General features: G+C 74.7%; 23 protein-coding genes and 3 pseudogenes. 9 read left to right on the forward strand and 17 right to left on the reverse strand.

What is annotated here, in order from left to right; translation table 11 throughout:
* Positions 1-14 precede the first annotated feature (14 nt).
* The 3 genes from MF408_RS06225 to MF408_RS06240 all read right to left on the reverse strand — a co-directional run bounded on the left by MF408_RS06225 (position 15) and on the right by MF408_RS06240 (position 2,812).
* Positions 15-260 carry a hypothetical protein gene (locus MF408_RS06225; protein WP_240250684.1) on the reverse strand — a complete coding sequence of 82 codons (246 nt, stop codon included), beginning with the start codon at positions 258-260 and terminating at the stop codon, positions 15-17.
* Entirely contained in the window at positions 160-2,268 is a 2,109-nt protein-coding gene (locus MF408_RS26665; protein WP_345893858.1) for a methyltransferase, read from the reverse strand. Before MF408_RS26665 ends, MF408_RS06225 begins: the two co-directional genes overlap by 101 nt.
* Before the next feature lie 139 nt (positions 2,269-2,407).
* Positions 2,408-2,812: a MarR family transcriptional regulator gene (locus MF408_RS06240; protein WP_240250686.1), complete on the reverse strand. Its 405-nt coding sequence runs from the start codon at positions 2,810-2,812 to the stop codon at positions 2,408-2,410.
* Positions 2,813-2,901: 89 nt separating this feature from the next.
* Between MF408_RS06240 and MF408_RS06245 the strand changes: the two genes are divergently transcribed.
* The gene (locus tag MF408_RS06245) at positions 2,902-3,402 is read left to right on the forward strand and encodes a cupin domain-containing protein (RefSeq protein ID WP_240250687.1); all 501 of its coding nucleotides are present in this window, start codon (positions 2,902-2,904) and stop codon (positions 3,400-3,402) included.
* Between the two features lie 127 nt (positions 3,403-3,529).
* Here the strand turns inward: MF408_RS06245 and MF408_RS26670 are convergent, their stop codons facing one another.
* Together MF408_RS26670 and MF408_RS26675 are read right to left on the reverse strand one after the other, a co-directional pair.
* The gene (locus MF408_RS26670) at positions 3,530-5,104 is read right to left on the reverse strand and encodes an FAD-linked oxidase C-terminal domain-containing protein (protein ID WP_345893859.1); all 1,575 of its coding nucleotides are present in this window, start codon (positions 5,102-5,104) and stop codon (positions 3,530-3,532) included.
* A gap of 88 nt (positions 5,105-5,192) precedes the next feature.
* Positions 5,193-6,308: pseudogene (locus tag MF408_RS26675) on the reverse strand (FAD-binding oxidoreductase); the annotation flags it as partial.
* 200 nt (positions 6,309-6,508) lie between these two features.
* Between MF408_RS26675 and MF408_RS06255 the strand changes: the two are divergent.
* The 3 genes from MF408_RS06255 (at position 6,509) to MF408_RS06265 (ending at position 11,228) form a co-directional block, all read left to right on the forward strand.
* A complete protein-coding gene (locus MF408_RS06255) occupies positions 6,509-8,317 on the forward strand; it encodes a hypothetical protein (RefSeq protein WP_240250688.1) in 1,809 nt (602 codons plus the stop codon).
* 674 nt (positions 8,318-8,991) lie between these two features.
* Positions 8,992-10,704: a hypothetical protein gene (locus MF408_RS06260; RefSeq protein WP_240250689.1), complete on the forward strand. Its 1,713-nt coding sequence runs from the start codon at positions 8,992-8,994 to the stop codon at positions 10,702-10,704.
* The gene (locus MF408_RS06265; RefSeq protein ID WP_240250690.1) at positions 10,701-11,228 is read left to right on the forward strand and encodes a GNAT family N-acetyltransferase; all 528 of its coding nucleotides are present in this window, start codon (positions 10,701-10,703) and stop codon (positions 11,226-11,228) included. The genes MF408_RS06260 and MF408_RS06265 overlap by 4 nt, the downstream gene beginning before the upstream one ends.
* A 19-nt stretch (positions 11,229-11,247) precedes the next feature.
* Here MF408_RS06265 and MF408_RS06270 read toward each other — a convergent pair whose 3' ends face one another.
* The 3 genes from MF408_RS06270 to MF408_RS25065 all read right to left on the reverse strand — a co-directional run bounded on the left by MF408_RS06270 (position 11,248) and on the right by MF408_RS25065 (position 12,658).
* Positions 11,248-11,841 carry an MFS transporter gene (locus MF408_RS06270; RefSeq protein WP_240250691.1) on the reverse strand — a complete coding sequence of 198 codons (594 nt, stop codon included), beginning with the start codon at positions 11,839-11,841 and terminating at the stop codon, positions 11,248-11,250.
* Between the two features lie 143 nt (positions 11,842-11,984).
* The gene (locus tag MF408_RS25060; protein ID WP_275693363.1) at positions 11,985-12,257 is read right to left on the reverse strand and encodes a hypothetical protein; all 273 of its coding nucleotides are present in this window, start codon (positions 12,255-12,257) and stop codon (positions 11,985-11,987) included.
* Positions 12,194-12,658: an MFS transporter gene (locus tag MF408_RS25065; RefSeq protein ID WP_275693364.1), complete on the reverse strand. Its 465-nt coding sequence runs from the start codon at positions 12,656-12,658 to the stop codon at positions 12,194-12,196. The genes MF408_RS25060 and MF408_RS25065 overlap by 64 nt, the downstream gene beginning before the upstream one ends.
* Positions 12,659-12,909: 251 nt before the next feature.
* Between MF408_RS25065 and MF408_RS06280 the strand changes: the two genes are divergently transcribed.
* Positions 12,910-13,239, forward strand: coding sequence for a helix-turn-helix domain-containing protein (locus tag MF408_RS06280; protein WP_240250692.1), 330 nt, complete (start codon positions 12,910-12,912; stop codon positions 13,237-13,239).
* A gap of 14 nt (positions 13,240-13,253) precedes the next feature.
* Here MF408_RS06280 and MF408_RS06285 read toward each other — a convergent pair whose 3' ends face one another.
* Positions 13,254-13,505, reverse strand: a complete 252-nt coding sequence (locus MF408_RS06285; protein WP_240250693.1) for a DUF1272 domain-containing protein — start codon at positions 13,503-13,505, stop codon at positions 13,254-13,256.
* A 519-nt stretch (positions 13,506-14,024) separates the two neighbouring features.
* Here MF408_RS06285 and MF408_RS06290 point away from each other — a divergent pair.
* Positions 14,025-15,521 carry an ABC transporter substrate-binding protein/permease gene (locus MF408_RS06290; protein ID WP_240250694.1) on the forward strand — a complete coding sequence of 499 codons (1,497 nt, stop codon included), beginning with the start codon at positions 14,025-14,027 and terminating at the stop codon, positions 15,519-15,521.
* Positions 15,518-16,275 (forward strand): annotated as a pseudogene (locus MF408_RS25070) (amino acid ABC transporter ATP-binding protein); the annotation flags it as partial. The gene MF408_RS06290 and the pseudogene MF408_RS25070, both read left to right, overlap by 4 nt.
* On the opposite strand, the gene MF408_RS06300 reads toward MF408_RS25070, so the two are convergent.
* From MF408_RS06300 to MF408_RS25075, 7 genes and pseudogenes are all read right to left on the reverse strand, one after another.
* The gene (locus MF408_RS06300; protein WP_275693444.1) at positions 16,158-17,159 is read right to left on the reverse strand and encodes a MerR family transcriptional regulator; all 1,002 of its coding nucleotides are present in this window, start codon (positions 17,157-17,159) and stop codon (positions 16,158-16,160) included. The pseudogene MF408_RS25070 and the gene MF408_RS06300 sit on opposite strands and share 118 nt — an antisense overlap.
* Before the next feature lie 476 nt (positions 17,160-17,635).
* Entirely contained in the window at positions 17,636-17,812 is a 177-nt protein-coding gene (locus MF408_RS06305; protein ID WP_240250696.1) for a hypothetical protein, read from the reverse strand.
* A gap of 292 nt (positions 17,813-18,104) precedes the next feature.
* Positions 18,105-18,563 carry an iron-containing alcohol dehydrogenase gene (locus MF408_RS06310; RefSeq protein WP_240250697.1) on the reverse strand — a complete coding sequence of 153 codons (459 nt, stop codon included), beginning with the start codon at positions 18,561-18,563 and terminating at the stop codon, positions 18,105-18,107.
* Positions 18,472-19,371, reverse strand: a complete 900-nt coding sequence (locus MF408_RS06315; RefSeq protein ID WP_240250698.1) for an iron-containing alcohol dehydrogenase — start codon at positions 19,369-19,371, stop codon at positions 18,472-18,474. Before MF408_RS06315 ends, MF408_RS06310 begins: the two co-directional genes overlap by 92 nt.
* Before the next feature lie 42 nt (positions 19,372-19,413).
* Positions 19,414-20,316, reverse strand: coding sequence for an NUDIX domain-containing protein (locus MF408_RS06320; RefSeq protein WP_240250699.1), 903 nt, complete (start codon positions 20,314-20,316; stop codon positions 19,414-19,416).
* Between the two features lie 62 nt (positions 20,317-20,378).
* Positions 20,379-21,542 (reverse strand): FAD-dependent monooxygenase, encoded by a 1,164-nt coding sequence (locus MF408_RS06325; protein WP_345893918.1) that lies wholly within the window; start codon positions 21,540-21,542, stop codon positions 20,379-20,381.
* Between the two features lie 43 nt (positions 21,543-21,585).
* Positions 21,586-21,657: pseudogene (locus tag MF408_RS25075) on the reverse strand (hypothetical protein); the annotation flags it as partial.
* A gap of 443 nt (positions 21,658-22,100) precedes the next feature.
* Between MF408_RS25075 and MF408_RS06330 the strand changes: the two are divergent.
* Positions 22,101-22,505, forward strand: coding sequence for an endo alpha-1,4 polygalactosaminidase (locus tag MF408_RS06330; RefSeq protein WP_275693446.1), 405 nt, complete (start codon positions 22,101-22,103; stop codon positions 22,503-22,505).
* Positions 22,506-22,649: 144 nt separating this feature from the next.
* A complete protein-coding gene (locus MF408_RS06335) occupies positions 22,650-23,336 on the forward strand; it encodes a hypothetical protein (RefSeq protein WP_240250701.1) in 687 nt (228 codons plus the stop codon).
* A gap of 216 nt (positions 23,337-23,552) precedes the next feature.
* On the opposite strand, the gene MF408_RS06340 is transcribed toward MF408_RS06335, so the two are convergent.
* Positions 23,553-24,080, reverse strand: coding sequence for a hypothetical protein (locus MF408_RS06340; protein WP_240250702.1), 528 nt, complete (start codon positions 24,078-24,080; stop codon positions 23,553-23,555).
* Positions 24,081-24,127 lie beyond the last annotated feature (47 nt).

Raw genomic sequence — 24,127 nt, forward strand, 5'->3', positions numbered from 1 at the left:
CGGGGTCAGCGGATTCAGCGCGGCCGCAACGAGCGCAGCAGCACGACGATGATCACCGCGCCGGCGATCCCGCCGAGCAGCCAGCCCCACGGCGACCCACCGTCGCCGGCGGGCTCCTCCCGGGCCTCACCGTCGACGCCGGTGCCCCTCGGGTCGTCCTCACTCCCGTCGGAGGAGGCGTCCGGCGACGGGTCGTCCGCCCCGTCCGCGCCGCCGTCGTCGCCGTCGACCGCGGCCTGCACCTCCGGTGGCAGCCGCACCTGCAGCACCTCGGCGAACTGCCCCTCCGAGCTGAGGAACACCCGGTCCTGCTCGTCGACGGCGATGCCCTCCTCCTGCCGCTGCCTGGGCAGCGGGAACTCCCCGACCTCGCGCAGCGACGGCCACTCGTAGACCGCGGCGGTGGTGTAGCCGCGCAGCACGAAGTGGTCGCCGTCGGGGGAAGAACGCGCCGTCGGTCGCGACCGGCAGCACCTCGCCGACCTCGGCCAGCCGGTTGGGCCGGTCGTCGGCGAGCTCCTCGGGCGCGACGTAGAGGCGGCCGATGATCTCCTTGGCGACGACCATCACCTGGCCGGTGCCGGGGTGGACGAGCAGCGACTCGGCGTCGTGGCGTCCGTCCGGGTAGACCAGCTCGTACGTCGTCACCGGCCCGCTCGGCGTCCCCTCGCCGACCGGCAGCCGGGTGACGCTGATCGAGTCGCGCTGGCCCGGGTTGTCGCCGATGTCGCCGACCAGCACCTCGCCCGCGCCGACAGGGGCCATCGCCTCGAGGTCGACCGGGTCGGCGTCCCACTCGGTGACGCCGACCGTCTCGCCGGTCGCGGGGTCGAGGGTGAACACCCGGGCGGAGTCGCCGGAGTCATTGAGGGTGGCGAACAGCCCGTCGCGGGCCACCAGCCCGCTGGACTCGATGATCTCGGGGTCCTGGAACGCGAAGACGACGTCGGGCGCCGGCTCCGGCTCCTGGCCGACGGTCACCCCCACGGCGAACGGCATCGCCGCCAGCGCCGCGAGCAGCCCGACCACCCGGCTCACTCCCCCTCGTCCAGCAGCGTCGCCAGCCGCGGCGTGATGCCCCAGGTGGCGACGAGGTCGTCGTACTCCTTGCGGACGCCCCCGCCCTTCACCGGCCCGCCGGTCCGCACCGCTCGCAGGAGGGTGTTGCGCGGCGTGTGCTGGCTCTCGACGAACTGCATCACCTCGACCCGGTAGCCCTGCAGCCGCAGCAGCGTGGCGCGCAGCGCGTCGGTGAGGGTGTCGGCGAACCGCTCCCGCAGGATGCCGTGCCGGGTGAGGGCGGCGTACGGCGCCGGCGTGGGCGTCCGCCGCAGCTGGGCGGCGACGTCGTGGTGGCAGCACGGTGCGGCGAGGACCAGCGGGGCGTCCCAGGCGACGGCCCGGGCGAGCGCCTCGTCGGTGGCGGTGTCGCAGGCGTGCAGGGCGAGGACGACGTCGGGGCGCTGGTCGCGGTCGGGGGAGCTCGGCGCCGTCGATGGTGCCGACGACGAAGTCGGCGTCGATGCCCAGCCGCTCGGCGACGGCGGCGTTGTGCTCGCGCGACTGCTCCTTGACGTCGACGCCGACCAGCCGCACGGGCAGGCCGCGCCGATCGGCGAGGAAGCGGTGGGCGGCGAAGGTGAGGTAGCCGTTGCCGCAGCCGAGGTCGACGATCCGCAGCGGGTCCTCCGGCGTCGGGCGGCGCAGCTGGTTGCCGAGCGCGTCGGTGATCGACGCGTCGAGGATCCGCAGGAACTCCTCGACCTGGCGGTACTTCGCCTGCCGGCTGGGCTTGATCCGCCCGTCGGCGTCGGCGAGCCCGAGCGCGGCGAGCACGGGGTCGTCCTCCGGCAGCAGCCGCTCCTTGTCGCGGTCGTGCGCGCGCTCGGCAACCACCGGCCGGTCCCGGTCGCTGACGTGGGTGACGGCCTCGAGCTTCTTGGTGACCCGCAGCTGCAGCACCTGCGTCGTCGTCTCGACGTGCCAGTTGCCGAACGGCTCGTCGAGCAGCGCGTCGACGGCCTCGCGTGCGGGGTCGCCCGCCCGGTGGTTGGCGGTGTGCGCCTGGGTGGCGTCGTACGTCGTCACCTGCAGGTGGCGCCCGGCCTTGAGGTCCACCCAGCGGAGCTCGGCCCGCCGCCACCGCGGCTGCGCGCCGCGCTGGCGTCCGGACGCGACCGCGCGGACCAGCAGCTCGGGGTCCAGCACGTGGCTGCGCACCCGCGCGAGCCCGCGGAGCAGCGGGTCGGTGGTCGTCGACTTGCCCATCTCAGCCCGTGCGCGTCACTTGAGGATCGCGGCCACGACCACGATCGCCAGCAGGCCCACCAGCGCGACCGGGATCACGAGTCGGCGGTGGCGGGGGGTTCACCCACCCAATCTAGCGAGGGGCCTGTGGCCGCGACGCTCAGGTCGGCTCCTCCTCGCGCAACCGGTCGAGGTCGGCGCGGAGCGCCTCGGCCCGACCGGGTCCGAGCAGCCGCTCGATCTCGGCCTCGATCTCCGGCACCAGGTTGCGCGCGATGGCGAACACCTCCTCACCCCTCGCCGTGGCGACCACCAGCTTGGCGCGCCGGTCGCGTGGGTCGGGGCGCCGCTCGACGTACCCGTGCCGCTCGAGGTGCGCGACCAGCTCGGCCATCGCCTGCTTGGTCATCTGCGCCCGCTCGGCCAGCCGCGCCACCGGCGTGCCGGTGTCGTCGAGGTGCTCGAAGACGGCGCTGTGCGCCGGCCGGACGGCGCGGTGGCCACGCTCGGCCAGACGCGCGATCACCCGGTCGTTGAGGGTGACGAAGGCCTCCCGGAGCAGCACGACCGTGTTGACCGGTCGGTCGCCACCGGCGAGACGGGGCCGTTCCCTTGACATCAGACAGGCTCCCTGTCCATACTCCACATATGGACATGCTACCTGTCGATCAGCCCGCCGACCCCACCAACGCCGAGCGGATCGCCCTCGGCACCGACGAGCTCGTGGTCCTCGCCGACTGCGCGCACACCAACGGCGACATCTTCGCCGTCCTGCTCCGGATGCCGCCGGGCGGCGGACCGCCGGTGATGCACCGGCACGCGCCCAGCGAGGTCTACCACGTGCTCGAGGGCGAGCTCGTGTTCTACGTCGGCCGTGCCGACGGCGCCGTCGACCGGGTGCCCGTGCGCGCCGGCCAGACCATGCCGCTCGCCGGCGGCACGCCGCACACGATCCGCAACGAGGGTGAGCGGGAGGCGGTCGCGTTCGGCGTGCACTCACCCGGAGCGGCCATGGAGGGCTTCTCCCGGGCCGCTGCCGCCCTCGCGGCCGAGGGCAGTGCCGGTAGTGCCGGCAGTGCCGGCATGGAGGCCGTGCTCACCATCGCCGAGCAGCACGGCATCGAGCTGCTCGGCCCCGTCCCGGAGCCGGCCTGACGCCTGCGCCGTGCGGTGGGGCCGGACGCCGTACTCCCACGGCGTTCGGTCGCTCCCCTCGGCGTTGCGGTCGCTTCCTCGGTGTCCTGACCGGTCACACCGCCCGGGGAGCGCCCCGAACACTGAGTTACCCCACCTCCGCGGCAGGACCCGCGGCGCGCCCCGCGAGCAGCTCCGCCAGGTGTCGCGCCCGGACGTCGGCGAGGTCGTCGAGCTGCAGCGAGCACGAGAGCCCGTCCGCGAGCACGACGGTGGCGGGGTCGGCGGCGAGCGCCTCCCGCACCGCCGGCAGCAGGTGGGTCTCCGCGACCGCGACCGACGTCTCGTGGTGCCCCTTCTCCACGCCCCAGTTGCCCGCCAGTCCGCAGCAGCCGGGCACCTCGGTGACGGCCGCGCCGGCCCGCTCCAGGAGCGTCCGGTCGGGTCCCCACCCCAGCACCGACGCGTGGTGGCAGTGCGGCTGGGCGACGACCGTGGTGCCGGTCAGGTCGGGCAGCGGCAGGTCGAGCCGGGTCACCAGCTCGGCGAAGGTGAGGACACCGGCCGCCACGCGGGCCGCGGCCGGGTCGGCCGTCAGCTCGCCGAGGTCGGAGCGCAGCGCCGCCACGCAGGACGGCTCGAGCCCGAGGACCGGAGCCCCGGAGTCGACGTACGGCGCGAGCCGGGCGACCGTGCGGCCGACGATCAGCTGCGCGGCGGTCAGCTGGCCGGTCGTGATCCACGGCAGCGCGCAGCACGCCGTCTCGTCGATCACGCGCACGCCGAGCCCTGCCGACTCCAGGAACGAGATCGCCGCCCGTCCCGGCCCGGTGCGGAAGTGGTCGGTGAACGAGTCGGCCCAGACCCACACGTCCGGGGCGGCATGGCCGCCCTGCGACCGTCGCGCCCAGCGGCGCAGCGTCGGCGACGCGAACAACGGCACCGACCGCCGCTGGTCCATCCCCGCGGCCGCCTTGGCGACCGCCGCCAGCGGTCGCACCCGCAGGCCGAGGTCGGCGGCCCGCGCGACCGGCGCGGCGAGCCGCGCCCAGAGCGGCAGCCGGCCGAGCAGGTAGTGGCTGCGCGGCCGGAGCCGCCGGCGGTAGGTCTGTTGCAGGACCTCGGACTTGTAGGTCGCCATGTCGACCCCGGTCGGGCAGTCGGAGGCGCAGCCCTTGCAGGACAGGCAGAGGTCGAGCGCCTCGTGGAGCGACGGGTCGGCGAGCCCGTCGACGAGGGATCCGTCGAGCGCCTCCTGCAGTGTCCGGGCCCGGCCGCGGGTGGAGTCCTTCTCCTGCCCCGTCGCGAGGAACGACGGGCACATCACGCCGCGCCCGGGCAGCGCCGGGACGACGCACTTGCCGACGCCGGTGCAGCGGTGGGCGGCGGCGCCGAGCGACCCGTTGTCGTGGACGAGCCGCAGCACGGGCCGCAGGTCGGCGACCGGCCGCACCGGCCGCAGGTCGGCGTCGACGGGCCGCGGGTCGACCAGCACTCCCGGGTTGAGCAGGCCGTCGGGGTCGCACGCGTGCTTGACCGCGGCGAAGAGCGCGAGCGACCGGTCGTCGTACATCAGCGGCAGTAGCTCCGAGCGCGCCCTGCCGTCCCCGTGCTCGCCCGACAGCGAGCCGCCGTGCTCCCGCAGCCGGGTGGCGCAGGCGACGAGGAACTCCCGGAACCGCTGCGGCCCGTCGCGGAAGTCGAAGTCGACCCGCACGTGCACGCAGCCGTCGCCGAAGTGGCCGTAGGGGCACGCCGTCGAGGCCGTGCTCCTTCAAGAGCTCGTCGAAGTCGCGCAGCCAGGCGCCGAGCCGGTCGGGCGGGACGGCGGCGTCCTCCCAGCCGGAGTACGCCGGCCGGCCCAGGCTGCGCGCAGCGAGCCCGGCGCCGTCCTCGCGGATCCGCCAGAGCGCGGCCGCCTCCGCGGCCGACCCGACGGTGCGGGCGTCGAGCGCCCCGGAGGCGGCGACGACCGCGGCGACTCCGGACTCGTCGCCGGCGACCTCCACGAAGAGCCAGCCCGAGCCGCGCGGCAGCTCCGGCACGCTGCCGCCGCGAGCCCGCACCAGGTCGACGATCCGGGCGTCGAGGCCTTCGCAGGCGACCAGCCGGGCGCCGCTCGCCAGCAGCGCCGGCACGGCGTCGGCCGCGTCGACCATCGAGGGGTAGCCGAGCACGACCAGGTCGCGGGGCTCCTCTGGCACCAGCGCGACCGTGACCTCGCGCAGCAGGCCGAGCGTGCCCTCCGATCCCGCCAGGAACCGGGGCACCGAGCGCCGCTCCGGCAGCAGGTGCTCCAGCGAGTAGCCCGACACCTGGCGGGAGAACCGCCCGGACGTCGTCCGCACGTGGGCCAGCTCGGCCTCGACCACGGCGGCCAGCCGGGCCTCGACCTCGCCCGGCGCGGCGGCGCGGTCGCCCCACAGCACGTCGGCGTCCAGCACCGTGTCGGCCGTGCGGCCGTAGCCGAGGGCGCGCGAGCCGCAGGCGTTGTTGCCCACCATCCCGCCGATCGTGCAGCGGGTGTGGGTGGAGGGGTCGGGGCCGTAGCGCAGGCGGTGGGGCGCGGCCGCGCGCTGCAGCTGCGCGTGCACGACGCCGGGCTCGACCCGCGCCGTCCGGGCGTCGGGATCGACGGCGATCACCCGGTCGAGCCGGCGGGTGTCGACGACGATGCCCTCCCCCACGGCGTTGCCGGCGATCGACGTTCCGGCCCCGCGCATCGTCAGCGACGTCCCTGCCTCGGCGGCGACCTCGAGCACGGCCTCCAGCTCGTCGCGGTGCCGCGGCCGTGCCACGGCCGCGGGGAGCACGCGGTAGACCGAGGCGTCCGACGAGTAGAGGGCCCGGGTCAGCGTGGAGGCGTCGGCGTCCACACCCCGGCGGCGCAGGGCGGCGACCAGGTCGTCCCCCGCCACAGCAGCCATCGCGCCAATCTAGCGACGCGCGGCCCCGGGCCCGTCGGCGGCCGGCGCCTCCTCGGCGAGCGGGCGGGCGCCCTGGTCGGGCGGACCGTGGGAGGACCGCTGACTTCGTGTATTCCGCTCACGGACCGGTCCTGACCTCCCTATCCTTCCGGAGGCTCTCTCGGCGGACGCGAGCCACGGGATCCCAAGGAGAGAGTGGCATGCAGCACGACAAGCTCCGCCGAGGACTGGCGGCGAGCGCCGTGGGTGCACTGGCGGTCACCGGCCTGACCGTCGCGACCAGCCCTGCGCACGCCGCCGAGGGCGACGGCGCCCGGATGGTCAGCCAGAGCACCGGCACGGCGTCGCTGCGGGTCGACATCGCCTGGGACATCGGGGAGCGGCCGCCCACGGTCGAGCTCGTCGCGGAGCGGCTCGACGCCGACGCGACCCTCCGGTTCGAGGTGAACGCCGACCCGGGCGCCGCGGACGACAGCCCGGGCTGGACGCCGGTGGGCGACTCCTTCGCCCCGCCGGGTCGGTTCGTGCGCCACGAGTGGGACGGCTTGATCGGTGCCCAGAGCGCGGCCGGCTCGAGCGTCGCGATCCGGGTCGCGGCGACCACCGGCGACGGGACGACGTACTCCACGGTCCGCGACGTCGCCGTCGAGGGCCTGGACGGCGACCACAGCGTGCGGTTCAGGACCGCCGAGCTCAGCTACTTCACCCAGCCCTACGCCGACTCGTCCCGCACCTCCACGCTGGCGGTGGTGCGGGGAAACACCTCGGCGACCGACGGGGCCGTGCAGCTGTCGTGGTGGCACTCCGGCGCCGGGGAGTTCCGCGGCACCACGGCCGCAGCGGTCAGCCCGGCAGACCTGAAGTACTTCGACGGCACGGACAGCACGACGGTCCCCGGCGGTGCGTTCGACGCCGTCCTCGACATCACCGGCTACGACGCGGCGTCACCCGACGGCTCGTTGGCCATCCGTGCGGTGCGCGACTCCGACGGCTTTCTGTTCGCTGACGTCCCCGAGGCGCAGGTCATCACCAGCGTCTCGGTCCCCACGGCGGGTCCGGTCGGCTCCAAGGGCATGCCGGTGCGCATCGAGGTGGCCGACCAAGACCTCCGCTCCATCCCCGGTGCCGAGGTTCGGCGGACGTCGGACGGGTCGCTGGTCGGCTACACCGACGGCCGGGGTGCGGTCGTGGTCCTGCAGCCGACCGAGACGACGGAGTCCTACTACGTCAACGCCACCGACGTCGACGCCTACGAGGAAGGCGTCGACGTCGTGACCGCGGACATCGTCGCCCCGGCGTACCAACCCATCCCGAGCGGCACCCGGGCGGTCCTCGCCGACGGCGACGTGTTCGATGACGACGAGTACCGCGAGGGCGACGTCGCGATCCAGCTCCTCGACCAGGAGGGCACACCGCTGCGGCAGGCAGGCGTCGAGCTCGGCTACGCGCTGCACCGCGCCGGGACCCAGCAGCCGGAGCTGACCTCGGCCACGACCGACGCTCGCGGCCGCGTCGTCGTCCCGTTCGACCCCGAGGGCGAGGACGGGCGCTACCGGCTCGTCCACACCGTTCCCGGCGCCGACGTCCCCACCGAGGCAACCGCGACCTTCGTGGCCGGCGACGCTCGGCTCCGGCTCACCCCCGCCAAGGGCAAGACCCCCTCCGGCGGGAAGATCAAGTACGTCGGCCGGCTCACCATCGGCAAGCTCCCGCTCCCCCGGCCGCCGCATCGACCTGCGCTACCTGCGCGGCACCGAGACCAAGCCCGGTCGCAAGGCCGACGCCGGCATCAAGGCCGGCGGCAAGCGCAAGCTCACCGCGAAGGCCCGCACCCGCAAGAACGGCACCTTCACCGTCGTCGTCACCGACAAGGCCGAACGCGGCCGGCCCGCCGAGAACGGCCGGCTCCGCGCCACCGCCAAGACCGCCAAGGAGCAGCCCACCGCCCGCGCCACCTTCACCCGGAAACGGCGCAGCGGCTGACCCGGCGTACCGATCCGTGGGGTTGATTCGGGGAATCGACCACCGGAGGAGGACCGGTTCTCCTATCCTGCCGTGGGCTCTCTCGGGACAGCGAGCCATGGGGATCGAGGAGAGAAGCCATGCGGACCGACCTGCTACGCCGAGGACTCGCCACCAGCGCCGTGGGCGCGCTCGCGATCACCGGCCTGACCGTCACGACCAGTCCCGCGCACGCGGCCGAGGGTGACGGCGCCCGGCTGATCACCCAGGCCAACGGCAAGGCGTCGCTGCGGGTCGACGGGAGCTCCACACCGAGCATCGAGCTGGTGGCCGAGCGGCTCGAGGCCGGGGCGAGCATCGACTTCGAGGTGAACCCCAACCCCGAGGCCGGCGACGACAGCGCCGGGTGGACGTCGGTCGCGGGCTCGAACACGTGGACCGGCCGGTACGCGCGCAGGTACTGGGACGGCACCGTCGGCGGGCAGAGCGCGGTCGGCTCGAGCGTCGCCCTCCGGGTCGTGGCCACCGTCGGGGACGACACCACCTACTCGACCCGCAACGACGTGGCCGTCACCGGCCAGGACGACCCCGTGCACAGCGTCTCCATCGGAGCCCAGCGGGGCTACTTCGTCCAGCCCTACGCCGACTCTTCCCGCACCGGGACCATGATCGCGGTCAACGGCACCACCTCGGCCACAAGCGGCAACGTCCGGCTCTCGCGGTGGCGCTCGTCCGACGGCACCTTCCAGGGCGGCACCAACGTGGCGGTCAGCCCCACCGAGTTCAAGATCCTCGACATCAACGATCCCGACAACTCCCCTACTACCCGGGTGGCGAGTTCTCGGTCGCCTACGACATCACCGGCTACGACGCCGCCGCCGAGGGCAACGACCTCGCCGTGCGCGGGCTGCGCGGCACCGACAGCGTCTCGGTGGTGACGGACGTCTTCGAGATGCAGGTCGAGCGGATCCTCACCGAGTCGGTCGAGGTGACCTCGAAGGGGACGTGGGTCACGGCCACGGTCCGCGACACGGTCGGCGACTACTTCATCGCCGGCGCCGAGGTCCGCCGCCTCTCGGACGGGTCGCTGGTCGGCTACACCGACGGCCGCGGAAGGGTCCGCGCCCTGCAGCCGAACGAGACCACCGAGTCCTACTACGTCAACACCACCGACACCGACGCCTACGAGCCCGGGGTCGACCGGATCGTCGAGGTCACCACCCCCGCCTACGTCCCGGTGGCCACCGACGCAGAGGCCGTGCTCGCCGACGGCGACGTGTTCGACGACGACGAGTACCGCAAGGGCGACATCGCGATCCAGCTCCTCGACCAGGAGGGCACCCCGCTGCGCCAGGCAGGCGTCCCGATCAGCTATGCCCTCCACCGGGCAGGCACACCCCGCCCCGAGCTGACCGACGCCGAGACCGACGCCCGCGGCCGCGTCGTCGTCCCGTTCGACCCCAAGGGCGAGGACGGGCGCTACCGGCTCGTCCACGCCTTCGGCGGCCCGGACGGCGAAGCCGTCACGACCACCTTCGTCGCCGGCGACGCCCGGCTCCGGCTCACCCCCGCCAGGGGGCAAGGCGCCCTCCGGCGGGAAGATCAGGTACGTCGGCCGGCTCACCATCGGCAAGCTGCCGCTCCCCGGCCGCCGCATCGACCTGCGCTACCTGCGCGGCACCGAGACCAAGCCCGGGCGCAAGGCCGACGCCGGCATCAAGGCCGGCGGCAAGCGCAAGCTCGCCGCGAAGGTCCGCACCCGCAAGAACGGCACCTTCACCGTCGTCGTGACGGACAAGGCCGAACGCGGCCGGCCCGCCGAGAACGGCCGACTCCGCGCCACCGCCAAGACCGCCAGGGAGCAGGCCACCGCCCGCGCCACGTTCACCCGGAAGCGTCGTGGCTGAGCCGATGGCCGCCCCCGGCCCGTCGGGGGACGAGGCGTGGCTGCTGGTGCCGACCGGCGAGATCGGCGCCGGCGGTGTCGTGCGCGTGGCGAACGGTGACGGCTCGAGCCACGAGGTCCGCCTGGTGCCCGGCAAGCCGGCCCGGCGCCCGGCGAGCGCGCAGCACCGTCCGTGATCACCGCCCGCCTCCGGCCGATGCCGGCGGCCGAGCTCGCCTCGTGGCGCTCGGCGCGGGAGGCGGACGGCACCCCGCTGCCGGCGCCCGACGAAGGTCACCGGCAGGGAGGCGGTCGTCGTCGAGGTCGACGACGTCGCGGTGGGAGGGGCGCTGCTGGAGCAGCACGGGGCCCGCTGCCTGGTGCGCGTGCTTCAGTGCACGCTCCCCCACGACGCGAGTCCGCAGTGGAGGGCGGTCGTGGCCGCGCTCGAGGCGCACGCCGCGTCGCGGGGCGCCGCGACCCTCGTCACCGCAGTCGCGCCGCAGCTCGCGCCGGTCTTCGGCGCGGCCGGGTTCCGGGCGACGATGACCACCGTGGGCAAGCGGCTCGACCCCGACGCCGCGCCGGAGCTGCAGGACGACCGGCGGGTCGCCGTACGACCGATGGTCGACGAGGAGCGGCGGCGGTTCGCCGCTGACGCCCGCGACCTGCTGGTGGCCGGGATGGAGCGGGCCGGTGTCGTCGACCCGGGCGCCATCGGCCTCGCCGGGCTCGACGACCGGCTCGCCGGTCTCGCCGCGGACCCGCCGCCCGCGGGCGAGCTGCTGATGATGGGCTCCGTGGACGACGTGGTCGTCGGGCGCGCGTGGGCGACGCTGGTGCGCCGGGAGGACGGCCTCGACTTCCACGGCAACACCATCGAGCTCTTCCCCGAGCACCGCGGGCAGGGCCTCACCAAGTCGTTCCTCGGCGCCCTGCGCCCCTACGTCCAGGAGCTCGGCGTCCGGGAGGTGCGGCTCCGGGTCTACGGTCACGACGAGCGGGCGCGGCGGACGTTCCTCGCCGAGGGCGCCGGCGTCGCCGACGTGCACCTGCGCAAGGACCTGCTCTGATCCAGCACCGCCCGTCGCCTCAGCGCGGGTCCAGGTCCGGCTCGAGCCCGGACTCCAGGCCCGCTCCCGGGGCGGCGCGGCGCCGGGTCGACGCGAGCAGGCCGAGCACGAGCGCCAGCCCGGCCGCCGCCGTGGCGACGACGAGGGCCCGCCGGTAGTCGGCGACCGTGGCCTCGGCGGAGTCGGTCGCCGCCAGGGCCACGGTGACGGCCGCGAGCCCGAGGGCACCACCGAGCTGGAACGCCGTGAACACGACGCCACCGGCGGCCCCCTGCTCGGCCTCGGCCACGCCCTCGGCGGCCGCGGACGTGAGCGGTCCGTAGGCGAGGGCGAACGCCGTCGCGACCAGCAGCAGGCTCGGCAGCAGGTCGAGGTAGGTCCAGTCGTCCTCCAGGCCGAGCAGCCGGGCGTACGCGAGCGCGGCCGACACGAACCCGACCGTCATCACCCGGACCGTGCCGAACCTCCGCACGAGCAACGGCGTGACGAGGGGCGCCACCACGAGGTCGAGACCCATGATCGCGAACGTCAGGCCGGCCTCCAGCGGGCTCCAGCCCCGGAGCTCCTGGAGGTACAGGGTGACCGCGAACTGGAAGCCGAAGAACGCGCCCATGAAGAGCAGTCCCGCCCCGCTGGCGTAGGGGCAGCAGTCCCTCGCGCAGCAGGCCGAGCCGCAGCAGCGGCGAGCGGTGGCGCGACTCGATCACGACGAACACCACGAGCAGCGCGACGGCCGCAGCGACAGCGACCACGGCGTCACCCGCACCGTGGCCCTCGCCGACCGCGATCACGGCGTACACGACCGCCACCATGCCGGCGGTGACCGTGAGCGCTCCGGCGGCGTCGAACCCGCCGCTCCTCGGCACGCGGGGCCCGTCCGGCCGGATCAGGAGCGAGCCGGCCGCCAGGGAGGAGGAGGCCGAGCACGGCCGGCCCGAAGAACACCCAGCGCCAGCTCACCGTCGTCAGCAGGCCGCCGGCGACCATGCCGAGGACGAACCCGGCGGCGCCGACGGCGCCGTAGACCACCAGCGCCCGGTCGCGCAGCGGCCCTCGGGAAACGAGGTCGTGACGATGCTGAACCCGGCCGGGGTCAGGAACCCGGCTGAGACGCCGGTCGCGAACCGGGCGAGGACGAGCACCTCGTCGGCCTGCGCCAGCCCGCCGACGACGGAGAAGGCGACGAACACGGTGAGGGCGACCAGGAACACCCGCCGGCGCCCGAGCAGGTCGGCCGCACGACCGCCGAGGAGCATGAAGCCGGCGTAGCCGAGCACGTAGGCGCTGATCACCCAGTGCGCGGACCCGGCGCTCAGCCCGACGTCGTCCGCGATCGCCGGGACGGCGACGTTGAGCATGGCGATGTCGATGCCCTCGAGGAACAGGGCTCCGCAGACCACGAGGAGGAGCCCCCAGGCTCGCGGCGTCATCCGGGTCTCCGGGCTGCTGGACGGCGGTGGTGCTCACGCTTCCACTCCTGGTTATCAATCGTTGGTTGGTTACCTCTTGTAACCGATCTCCATCGTGAGGAAGATGGAGCCATGGCGGAAGTAGGCACTTTCACCTCACCCGGTTCCCCCGGAGGTGACCACCGGCCCTGTCGAGCCCGCGGGCGCCGCGGGGTGCCGCCGACTGCGGCTGCGTCGACGCGTTCCAGTGGGACGCGCGCCAGGGCTGCGAGGTGCGCCAGATCCTCGACCGGATCGCCGACAAGTGGTCGCTGCTCGTGATCGCGCTCCTCCAGCGCCGCACGATGCGCTTCAACGAGCTGCGCCGCGAGATCGACGGCATCAGCCAGCGGATGCTCACCGTCACGCTCCGCCACCTCGAGCGCGACGGGCTGGTCTGCCGGACCGTCCACGCCGAGGTGCCGCCGCGGGTCGAGTACCACCTGACCGACCTGGGCTGCACCCTCCTCGACATCATCCAGCCGCTGGTCGACTGGACCGAGGAGCACCAGCACCAGATCGCCCACGCCCGGGCGGAGTTCGACGCCCGCGAGGGCGGCTGACGCCTCCGCGGGTCTCAGCGCCGCGGGTGCGCCGCCAGGCAGTCGGCCTTCAGCACCCGGTCCGTCGACGGGGGGTTGGCCGCGAGCAGGTGCGCCGGCCGGACCGGCCGGGGCGCCAGGTTGCCGCCGCAGTTGGGGCAGGTCCCACCGAACCGCTCCCGTGCGCAGTCGCCGCACCAGGTGCACTCGAAGGTGCAGATGAACGCGTCGGCGTCCGGCGGCAGGTCACGGTCGCAGCACTCGCAGTTGGGGCGGAGCTCGAGCATGCGGTCACGATCCTCCCTCCGCCCGGAGGACGGCAAGCGGGTTGTCGGGCCAGTTCGAGCCGGCTCGGTGAGCCGGCGCCGGGGTCCGGCGTCCCCCGAACTGGTTCCACCGGTCCCGCGCTTTCCCCGATTTCGAGGATTCGGACCGGCCCCGGCCGGAGCTACCGTGCCGCATGGCCGAGCTCACCCTGCTCCTCGTCTTCGCGCTGTTCGCCGGCGTGATGGGACTGATCTTCCAGGTCTTCGGGCGGTAGCCGCCCGCAGCCTCACCCGGGCCGCACGAGGTGCACCAGCGCGCCTCGGGTCCACCGCCCGCTCGCGTTCGGGGCCGACGTGACGGGCAAAACCTCCACTTGTCCGGCATTGCTTTGCCCGACATGTTGAGGTTTCCCCGGCCGACCGGGGAAACCTCACGTCGCCGACGCCCCCCGTCCCGACCCGCAACCCCACGCCCACCGACACCCGCCCCACCCCCAAACCGCCGAGGCTAGGCACTCGCGGGTTGGGTACGGCCTTCGCGTGCCCCGGAGCCGGATCCTCCTGCTGCTCGCCGTGGCTCTCGGCCTGCTGCCGGGGCTCGCGAGCGCGACGACCGCGGCGAGCCCGGCGACGGCCGACGACGACGGTGCGACGCGGGTGGTGCGGGTCGGCACGGAGGGCGTCTACCCGCCGTTCACCTACCGCGACCCGGAGACCGACGAGCTGACCGGTTTCGACGTCGAGGTGGTGGAGGCCGTCGGCGCGGAGGCCGGGTGGGACGTGGAGTTCGTGGAGGCGCCGTTCGACTCGCTGTTCCCCGCGCTCGACTCCGGCCGGGTCGACGTGATCGCCAACCAGGTGACGATCAGCGCGGAGCGGCAGGCGCGCTACCTGTTCAGCACGCCCTACACCTACTCCCACGGTGTCATCGTCACCCGCACCGACACCGACGACATCACCACGCTGGCCGACCTCGAGGGCCGGACGACGGCGCAGACGTCGAGCAGCAACTGGGCGGAGGTGGCCCGTGAGGCCGGCGCGGACGTGCAGTACGTCCAGGACTTCGGGCCGGGGGTCGAGCTGCTCGTCCAGGGCCGCGTCGACGCGATCGTCAACGACAACATCGCGGTGCTCGACTACCTCGCCACCTCGGGCACCGACGAGGTGCGGATCGCCGGCGACGCGGGCGAGGAGACGCTGCGGCAGGCGCTGGCCTTCCGGCAGTCCGACCCGGTGCTCCAGCAGGAGGCGGACGCGGCGCTCGCCAGGCTGGCCGAGGACGGCACGCTCGCCGAGATCTCGGAGCGGTACTTCGGCGCCGACGTCACCGTCGAGGAGGGCTCGGGGGACGTCTCCGTCGGCGGTTCCGACACGGCGCGGTCGACCTGGGAGGTCGTGCAGGACACCGCCTGGCCGATGTTCCGAGGACTGCTGAAGGGCACGATCCCGCTCACCGTGGTCAGCTTCGCCGTCGGGCTGGCGATCGCGCTCGGCGCCGCGCTCGCCCGGCTCTCCTCCATCCGGCCGCTGGACTGGTCGGCGCGCGCCTACATCTCGGTGATCCGCGGCACCCCGTTGCTCGTGCAGCTGTTCATCGTGTTCTACGGCCTCGGCCAGGTCGGCATCAAGCTCGACCCGTACGTCGCCGCCGGCATCGCCTTCAGCCTCAACGTCGGCGGCTACGCGGCCGAGATCCTGCGCGCCGCGATCCTCTCCGTTCCGCGTGCCCAGTACGAGGCGGCGACCGTGATCGGGATGGAGTACTGGCAGGGGATGCGCCGGATCGTGCTGCCGCAGGCCGCACGCATCGCCGTACCCCCGCTGTCGAACACCCTGCTGTCGCTGGTCAAGGACACCTCGCTCGCGTCCCTGGTGCTGGTCCCCGAGCTGTTCCGCGAGGCGCAGGTGGCGGCCGCGCTGAGCACGGAGTACCTCCCGCTCTACGCGCTGGCCGCGCTGTACTACTGGGTGGTGTGCCACCTGGTCGCGCGGGCGCAGGGCCCGCTCGAGCGACGACTGAGCAGGTTCACGCCATGACCACCGACCTGATCGAGGTGCGCGGGCTGGAGAAGGCGTTCGGCGACCACCGCGTGCTCCGGGGCGTCGAGCTCACCGCCGCCGGCGGCACCGTCACCGCGCTGCTGGGCCCGTCGGGGTCGGGCAAGACCACCGTGCTCCGCTCGTTGAACGTGCTCGAGACGCCCGACCGCGGGCACGTGCGGATCGGCGAGACGAGCCTCGACTTCCCGGCGCCGGCAGCGGACCGCGCCGGCCGCCGGCGTGCGGTCAAGGCGCTCCGCGCCCGCAGCGGGATGGTCTTCCAGTCGCACAACCTGTTCCCCCCACAAGACGGTCCTCGGCAACCTGGTCGAGGGCCCGGTGCAGGTGCAGAAGCGGGGACCCCGAGGAGGCGGCGGCCGACGCCCGGTCCCTGCTGGAGCAGGTGGGTCTCGCGGGCCGCGAGGACGCCTACCCGTCCCAGCTCTCCGGCGGTCAGCAGCAGCGGGTCGGGATCGCCCGCGCCCTCGCCCTCCGGCCGGAGGTGCTCCTGCTCGACGAGCCGACCTCCGCGCTGGACCCCGAGCTGGTCGGCGAGGTGCTGGCCGTGGTGCGCGACCTCGCCGAGCAGGGGTGGACGATGCTGATCGTCACCCACGAGGTCCGGTTCGCCCGTCAGGTGGCCGACCAGGTGCTGTTCCTCGACCAGGGCGTGATCGCCGAGCGCGGCGGGCCCGAGGTGCTCACCGACCCGCGGGAGGAGCGGACCCGCCGGTTCCTGCGGCGGATGCTCGACGCGGGCTGAGAGCCGCCGGTCAGCCGGCCGCCAGCGTGGCCGCGGCCTCGGCGATGTCGCGGGGCAGCGGCCGGGCTCCGGTGGCCGCGATCGCGTCGTCGTCGACCGGGGCCAGCACCCCCCACCGGCGCGACCTCGGTCAGCCCGGCGACGGCCGCCGCGTGCTCGCGGAACACCGCCGCGTCGTACGTCGTCAGGACGACGAGGGTCGGCTGCAGCTGGCGCGCCGTCACCGCGAGCGTGTCGACCGGTGTGTCGGCGCCGAGGAACGTCACTCGCCAGCCGCGGCGCGCGAGCAGCACGTGCAGGAGGACGAGCCCGAGGTCGTGGTCCTCGCCGGGCAGGCAGGCGAGCACCGCCGACGAGGGCCCGCCCCCGGGCCAACCCCGTGCCAGCCCGAGCAACCGGCCGCGGACCAGGTTGGACGCGAAGTGCTCCTGGGCCACCGACACCTCGCCGGTGGCCCAGCGGTCGCCGATCCCGCGCAGGTAGGGGATGAGCACCTCGGTGAGGGCGTACTCCACCGACACGGCGCCCAGGACGCGGTCCAGTGCCCCGTGCGCCGCGGCACCGTCGAACCGCAGGACCGCCCGGTCCAGCTCGGCGACGAGCTCGGTGACCGCGGCCGGCGGCGGCGCGGCCGCATCGGCAGCGGGCGGCGCCGCCGGAGGTTCGACGGATGCCGCCCGCGCCGCCTCGGCGGTCGAGAGCCCGTCCTCGAGCAGGGCGGTCGTCCGGCGTACCCGCGCCTCGTCGTCGACGGAGTAGAGCCGGAAGCCGCCGGGCGACCGGGTGGGGCGGAGCAGCCCGTAGCGCTGCTCCCACGCCCGCAGCAGCTCCGGGGACACGCCGGTGCGCCGCGACAGCTCCCCGATCCGCATCAACCCGTCCACGGCGCTCACTGTACACACCTTGAACGTTCTTTAGACAAACTCTTGACAGTTGCCCCCGGCGCGAGTCACGCTGAACCCTCCACAGACCCTCGACAGAAGGAGCATCCGATGGACAACGTGAACGCCGGCCCGGGCCGGCGGCAGGGCACGCGGCGGCGCGGCTGGTGGCGGACGGCGCTCGGACTGACCGTCACGGCGGTCGCCGCGGCCGGCGCCCTCCAGGCCGAGCCCGCCGGGGCGGCCGCCCGCACCGCGACGGTCACCGTGGCGCACGGCATCCCGGGCGTCGCGGTCGACGTGTGCGTGGACGGCGACAAGGCCATCCGCGACTTCCGCTTCCGCGAGCGGGTCAAGGGCGTCGCCCTGCCCGCCGGGCGCCACCGGGTGCAGGTCGTCGCTGCCGGCGACCGCTGCTCCGGGACCGCCGTGCTCGACGAGCGGCTGCACCTGCGGGCGAACAAGAGCTACACCCTGCTCGCGGCGCTGCGGCCGTCCGGGGCGCCCGCGCTGCCGGCGTTCACCGACAAGGTGCGACCGACCGAGCGCGGCACGGCGCGGATCACCGTGCGGCACGCCGCCCAGGCCCCCGCGGTGAACGTCTGGGCCGGCCGGACGAAGCTGATCGGAGGCGAGCGGTTCACGTGGCGGGACGAGCGGACCCTGACCGTCCCGGCCGGCACGTACCGCGTCAAGGTCACCCTCCCCGGCTCGCGCCAGGCGGTGATCGGGCCGCGGGAGCTCGTCCTGCGCCCGGGCCGCGCCTACCAGGTGCACGCGGTCGGCAACGCCGACCGCTACGGCCTCCCTGGTCGTCCGCAACCGGGTCGGCACCCACTAGGTGTTCTCGCCGGTGACCGGCACATCCCGGCCCCGGCCTCTCACGCAGAGGCCGGGGCCGGGTGCGTCAGGAAACCGCCTGCGGGCCGACCGCCCTCACCAGTGCTCCATCGACCCGCCGACGATCCCGGCGAGGTCGTCGGCGCCGACCGGCTTCGGGGCGGTCGCGAGCAGCCGTTGCTGCTGGAGCGCGCCGGCGACCAGGTCGTCGACGTCGTCCGAGCCGTAGCCGACCTCGGCGAGCCCGTTGGGCAGGCCGACGTCGCGCATCAGCGTCCGCAGGACGCCCGGGAGAACGTCCGGACCGTTCCCCTCGGCCGTCGGGTCGAGGAGCCGGGCCGCGCGCAGGTGCCGCTCCGGCGCGGCGTCGAACGTGAAGCCGAACGCCGCCGGCGCGGTCAGGCCCACGGCCATCCCGTGCGGCACGATCGGCTCGTCGGCCGGGTAGTCGGCCGGCCGGAACTCACGGACCCGGCCGGCGATCGGGTAGGCGTTGGCGTGCGGGATGTGCACTCCGGCGTTGCCGAAGCCCAGGCCGGCGAAGGTGGCGGCCATCGCCATCTGCTCGGCGACCTCGGGCTCCATCCCCCCCGACCCGCACCGCCCGCCGGAACGCGCCCGCCAGCAGGCCGAGCGCCCGCTCGGACCAGAGGTCGGCGATCGGGTTGGCGCCGCAGTAGGGCACCCGCTGCTCGGGCGTCTTGGCGTCGAAGTCGGCGTACCACCGGGCGGTGTAGCTCTCCAGCGCGTGGCAGAGGATGTCCATCCCCGACGCAGCGGTGACCAGCGGCGGCTGCGTCGCGCTCAGCGACGGGTCGACCACGGCCAGCCGGGGCCGCAGCGCCGGGTGGCTGATGCCGGTCTTGACCTTGAGCGCCAGCACGTCGAGCACGCAGATCGTGGTGCTCTCGCTGCCGGTGCCGGTCGTGGTCGGCACGGCGACCAGGGGCAGCAGCGGCTGCTCGGGGGCGCGCGCCTTGCCGACCGGCGCGTTGACGTAGTCCATCAGCTCGCCGGGGTTGGTCACCAACAGCGCCACCGCCTTCGCGGTGTCGATCGCCGAGCCACCGCCGACGGCGACGACGGCGTCGAACGGCCCCTCCTGCCGGGCGTGGTCGACGGCGTCGGTCAGCGAGGCGTCGGTCGGCTCCACCCGCACCCGGTCGTACGTCGTCACCGCGAGCCCGTGCCGCACCAGCGCGTCGCCGACGGTGGCGGCGTGGCCCACCGCCGCGACGCCGGGGTCGGTCACGAGCAGCACCCGCCGGGCGCCCCACGAGGCGACGTCGTACCCGACCTCCTGGGCGGCGCCCCTCCCGAACTTGAGCCCCGGTGCCGCGTAGGTGAAGACCGTCTCGCTCATCGGGCCAAGGTAGCGGTCGTCAGAGTGAGGGTGACCTGGAGGTCACGCTGACCCTGACGACTGCGCTCGTCGGCGCTGGTCGGCGTCGATGGCGGCACGAACGACGTCGTAGACCGGGAGCCGGCCCTCCGCGATGTCGGTGAGGGGCACCCAGGCGACGGCGTCGGTGGTGCCGTCCTCCTCGACCACCCGGGGCTCGACGCCGTCGGGCACCGTGGCGCGGTGGACCAGGTGGATGCCGTGGAAGTCCTCGTTGCGGCCGGTGGGTGCGGTGCCGGTGAAGTGCACGTCGTGGACGGTGAGCAGCTCACCGACCTCGCCCTCGAGGCCGCACTCCTCCCGCAGCTCGCGGCGCACCGTGTCCTGCGGGGCCTCGCCGTGGTCGATGCCGCCTCCGGGCAGCGTCCAGGTGCCCGGGCCCACGCCGAGCGGCGAGATCCGGGTGAGCAGCAGCGCCCCGTCGCGCTCGACGTAGGCGTAGGCGGCGACCCGCTGGTGCTGGTGCGGCTGGTGCACGGCCAGCGCGTCGCTCACCAGGCTCACCGTCGGCAGCGACCCGTCGAGCACCTTCGCGATCGGCTGCCACGCCGCCTCGGCGGTCGACCCGTCGACCTCCTGCACCTGCGGCTCGGGCGAGTCCGGCGGCACCCAGCCGTCGTACACGATCCTGACCGAGTGGGCGTCGACCCGGCGGCCGCGGCGCCAGGTGTCGGAGAGGTGCAGCGAGAAGACGTGTGCGGTCTCGCCGACCTGCGCGCGCAACCCGGTCTCCTCGAACACCTCGCGCACGACGGCGGCGCGCGGGTCCTCACCGTGGTCGATCCCGCCGCCGGGCAGGGTCCACAGCTCCTGCTGGGTCACCCGCGTCGACAGCCGGCTGAGGAGGATCCGGTCGCCACGGACGATCACGGCGTACGCCGCCAACCGCTGCACCCGCTGCGTCATCTCGTCCTCCTCTCACCCAGCCTACGGATCCCGGTCCTCCCGACGGACCGGTCGTGGGTGCGTCAGGAGAACGGTGGTCGGTGGTCGCGCGCGATCGACCGGCGACCGGCCCAGCGCCAGACCCGCGCGGCGCGGTCGCGGTCCTCGTCGGTCACCAGGTTGCCCATCCAGCGCAGCGCCAGCGTCATCAGCAGGTCGGAGCGCATGCCGACCGGTCCGAGCGACGGCAGCAGCCGCGGCACCGTCACCAGCCCGGCCAGCCGGCGCGCGATCGAGAACGCCTCGCCGTAGTGGTCGCGCAGCAGCGCCGGCCAGACCGCGGCCAGGTCGGCGCCGGGCCGCTCGGCCATCAGCTCGGCGACCAGCCGGCCGGTCTCGAGGCCGTAGTCGATGCCCTCGCCGTTGAGCGGGTTGACGCAGGCCGCGGCGTCGCCGATCAGCGCCCAGTTGGGACCGGCCACGCCGGTGACCGCGCCGCCCATCGGCAGCAGCGCGGAGGTCGGCATCCGCAGCTCGTCGCCGAGCCCGAACTCCTCGCGCCGCTCGTCGGCGTAGAACCGCATGAGCGGCTTGATCGCCACGTCGGCCGGCCGCTTCGCGGTCGCGAGGGTGCCGACGCCGAGGTTGACCCCGCCGGCGCCCTCGACCCCGCCCGGGCCGAGGGGGAAGATCCAGCCGTAGCCCGACAGGATCTCGCCCTGCTCGCCACGCAGCTCCAGGTGCGAGCTGATCCACGGGTCGTCGGCGTGGGTCGCCGAGGTGACGTAGCAGCGGCCGGCGACGCCGTAGACCGTGTCCCGGTGCCACGTGCGGCCGAGCACCTTGCCCAGCGGCGAGCGCACGCCGTCGGCGACGACCAGCCGCTCGCAGCGGATCTCGAACCGCTCCCCGCCGCGGCCGCCACGCTCGAAGACGACGGCGACCACCCGGCCGCCCTCGACGCGGGCGTCGACGGCACGGGCGCCGTCGACGCCGGTCGCACCGGACTTCAGCGCGGTCGTGCGCAGGTGGTCGTCGAGCTCGGTGCGGGCCACCGCGCTGCCCCAGTCGGGCAGGCTGCCCCCGGGCCACCGCAGGTGCAGCGTCTGGCCGAAGCCGTGGGCGCGCAGGCCGCCGTTGACGGTGTGGGCACGGACCCAGTCGGTGAGTCCGAGCCGCTCGAGCTCGCCGATCGCCCGCGGGGTGAGGCCGTCGCCGCAGGTCTTGTCGCGGGGGGAACACGGCAGCGTCCGCGAGGACCACGTCCGCGCCGAGACGCGCCGCCCACGCCGCCGCCGCGGACCCGGCGGGACCCGCGCCGACGACGAGCACGTCGGTGCGCTGCGGCGTCGTGACCTCCATGCCCGGATTGTCTCAGCCGGGCGTCGCCGCGGCCGGACCGGCCCGCCCCGGGCAGACTGTCCGCATGATCGCCGCCCTCGTCCTGACCGTCGCGCTGACCCTCACGCCCGCGCCGGCCCCGACGCCCGCCCCGGGGCCCGCCTCCGGCTCCGAGCGGGTCACGCCGCCGCCGGCCGACGTCGACGTGGACTACCAGCTCGGTGGCGCCGCACCGCCCGCCGCCCGCGTCGGTGTCGTGGTGCGCGACCGCAACGCCCGCCCGACCGGCCGCTACGACGTCTGCTACGTCAACGGCTTCCAGACCCAGCCCGACGAGCGCCGGTTCTGGCGCCAGCGCTCGGCACTCGTGCTCAAGCGCGACGGCCGGCCCGTCCTCGACGAGGCCTGGGGCGAGTGGCTGCTCGACATCCGGACCCCGCGCAAGCGGCTAGCGGCTCGCCGGGATCGTCGGCCGCTGGATGACCGGCTGCGCGCGCGACGGCTTCGACGCCGTCGAGCTCGACAACCTCGACTCCTTCGCCCGCAGCCGCGGCCTGGTGAAGCAGCGACACGCCAAGGCCTTCGCCCGGCTCCTCGTCCGCCGCGCCCACCGCGCGGGACTCGCCGTCGCGCAGAAGAACTGGGCCGAGCTCGACGGCAGCCGCCTCGGCTTCGACTTCGCCATCGCCGAGGAGTGCGGCCGCTACGACGAGTGCGGCCGCTACGTGGCGTCGTACGGCGGCCGCGTGCTCGTCGTCGAGTACCGCCGCGCCGACTTCCGCCGCGCCTGCCGCACCCACGGCGACCGGGTCGCCGTCGTGCTCCGCGACCGCGCTCTCACGCCGGACGGCGTGCGGCGGTGGTGCTGAGGGGGCTGGTGGGGCTGGTGGGCTCGCGCGCGGCGTGAGGTTTCCCCGGCCGGCCGGGGAAACCTCAACATGTCCGGCATTGCTTTGCCCGACAAGTGGAGGTTTCGCCCGTCACGTCGCCGCCCGGCCGCCTACCGTTCCGACATGGAGACCTTCCTCGGCCCGGCACCGGACTCCGACGGCGCAGCGGCGTTGTTCGCGGAGGACCGCGCGACCTGGGGGTTCGAGATGAACCTGTCGCGCCTCTGGGCGCACGACCCGCAGTCGCACGACGACCTGTTCGCGCTCGCGGCACACGCGGCGGCCGTGGGTGGGTTGTCGGTGCGGCAGCGGGCGCTGCTGGTGCTGGCGACCTCCGGCGCGCGCCGGAGCTCGTACTGCCCGCTGGCGTGGGGCACCAAGTTCAGCCGGCAGCTGCCGCCGGAGAGCGCGGCGGGCGTGATCACGGGCGAGGAGCGCCCGGCCGGGCTCGACGACGGCGAGGTGGCGCTCGTCCACTGGGCGCGGCAGCTCGCGACGCGGCCGCAGGAGGCCACCGCCGGCGACGTCGATGCGCTGCGGCGGGCCGGCTTCACCGACCGCGCGATCCTGGGCCTCACGCTCTACGCGGCGCTGCGCGTGACGTTCTCGACGGTCAACGACGCGCTCGGCGCCCACCCCCGACGCCGCGATCGCCGAGCGCGCGCCCGAGCCGGTGCGGACGGCGGTCGACTTCGGTCGCCCGCCCGCCTGACTCCTCCCCGGCGCGTACCGCGCACCCATGGCGACCGGGTCGCCGCCGTGTCCCGCGACCGCGCGCCCGCACGGGACGGCGTGCGGCGGTGGTGCTGAGGGGGCTGGTGGGGCTGGTGGGCTCGCGCGCGGCGTGAGGTTTCCCCCGGCCGGCCGGGGAAACCTCAACATGTCCGGCATTGCTTTGCCCGACAAGTGGAGGTTATGCCCGTCACGTCACCTCCGGACACCCCGCCGACCGCAGGCACCGTCCCGGATGTTCAGGACCGCGAACCCGCCACCTCGGGCCGCGCCAGCGGCCATGATGTGCCGGTGTCAGCAGCACCGGCCGGCCGGCGACAGGCCCAGGAGCGCGTCGCCGTCGGTCTCGGCGTCGCGCTCGTCGGGCTGGCGCTGGCCACGCTCGTCGCCCTGCTGCTGACGGCCGGGACCCCCGACCCGGCGTACGAGATCCGCCGCGAGCTGGCTCCGCTCGACCTGGTGATCAGCATGGTCTACGGCCCGGTCGGTGCGCTGGTCGTCGCCCGCAGCCGGCACGCCGTCGGCTGGGTGTTCCTCGCCATCGGGTGGGGGTACGGCGTCACCGCGGCCGCCATCGCCTGGACCCTGCTGGCGACGGCTCACCCGGGCCTGGCCGGTGAGGCGTGGTCGAACCCGGTCACCGTGACCGGATGGACGACGGCCACGCTGCTCTCGCTGCTCGTGCTGCCGTGGCTGCTCACGCCGGGGCGGCCCGGCCGGGGCGCCCGCGGAGCGGCGCTCGCCGGGGCGGCGGTCGTGCTGCTCGCCACCACGCTGCGGATGCTGCTGCAGGTCGAGGGCGCCCCCACCCAACCCGATCACCGGCGGCACCCGGCTCGCCGGCCTCGCCCACGACGTCGACGGCTGGC

The organism is Nocardioides sp. TF02-7 (assembly GCF_022437945.1).
Classification (GTDB): Bacteria; Actinomycetota; Actinomycetes; order Propionibacteriales; family Nocardioidaceae; genus Nocardioides.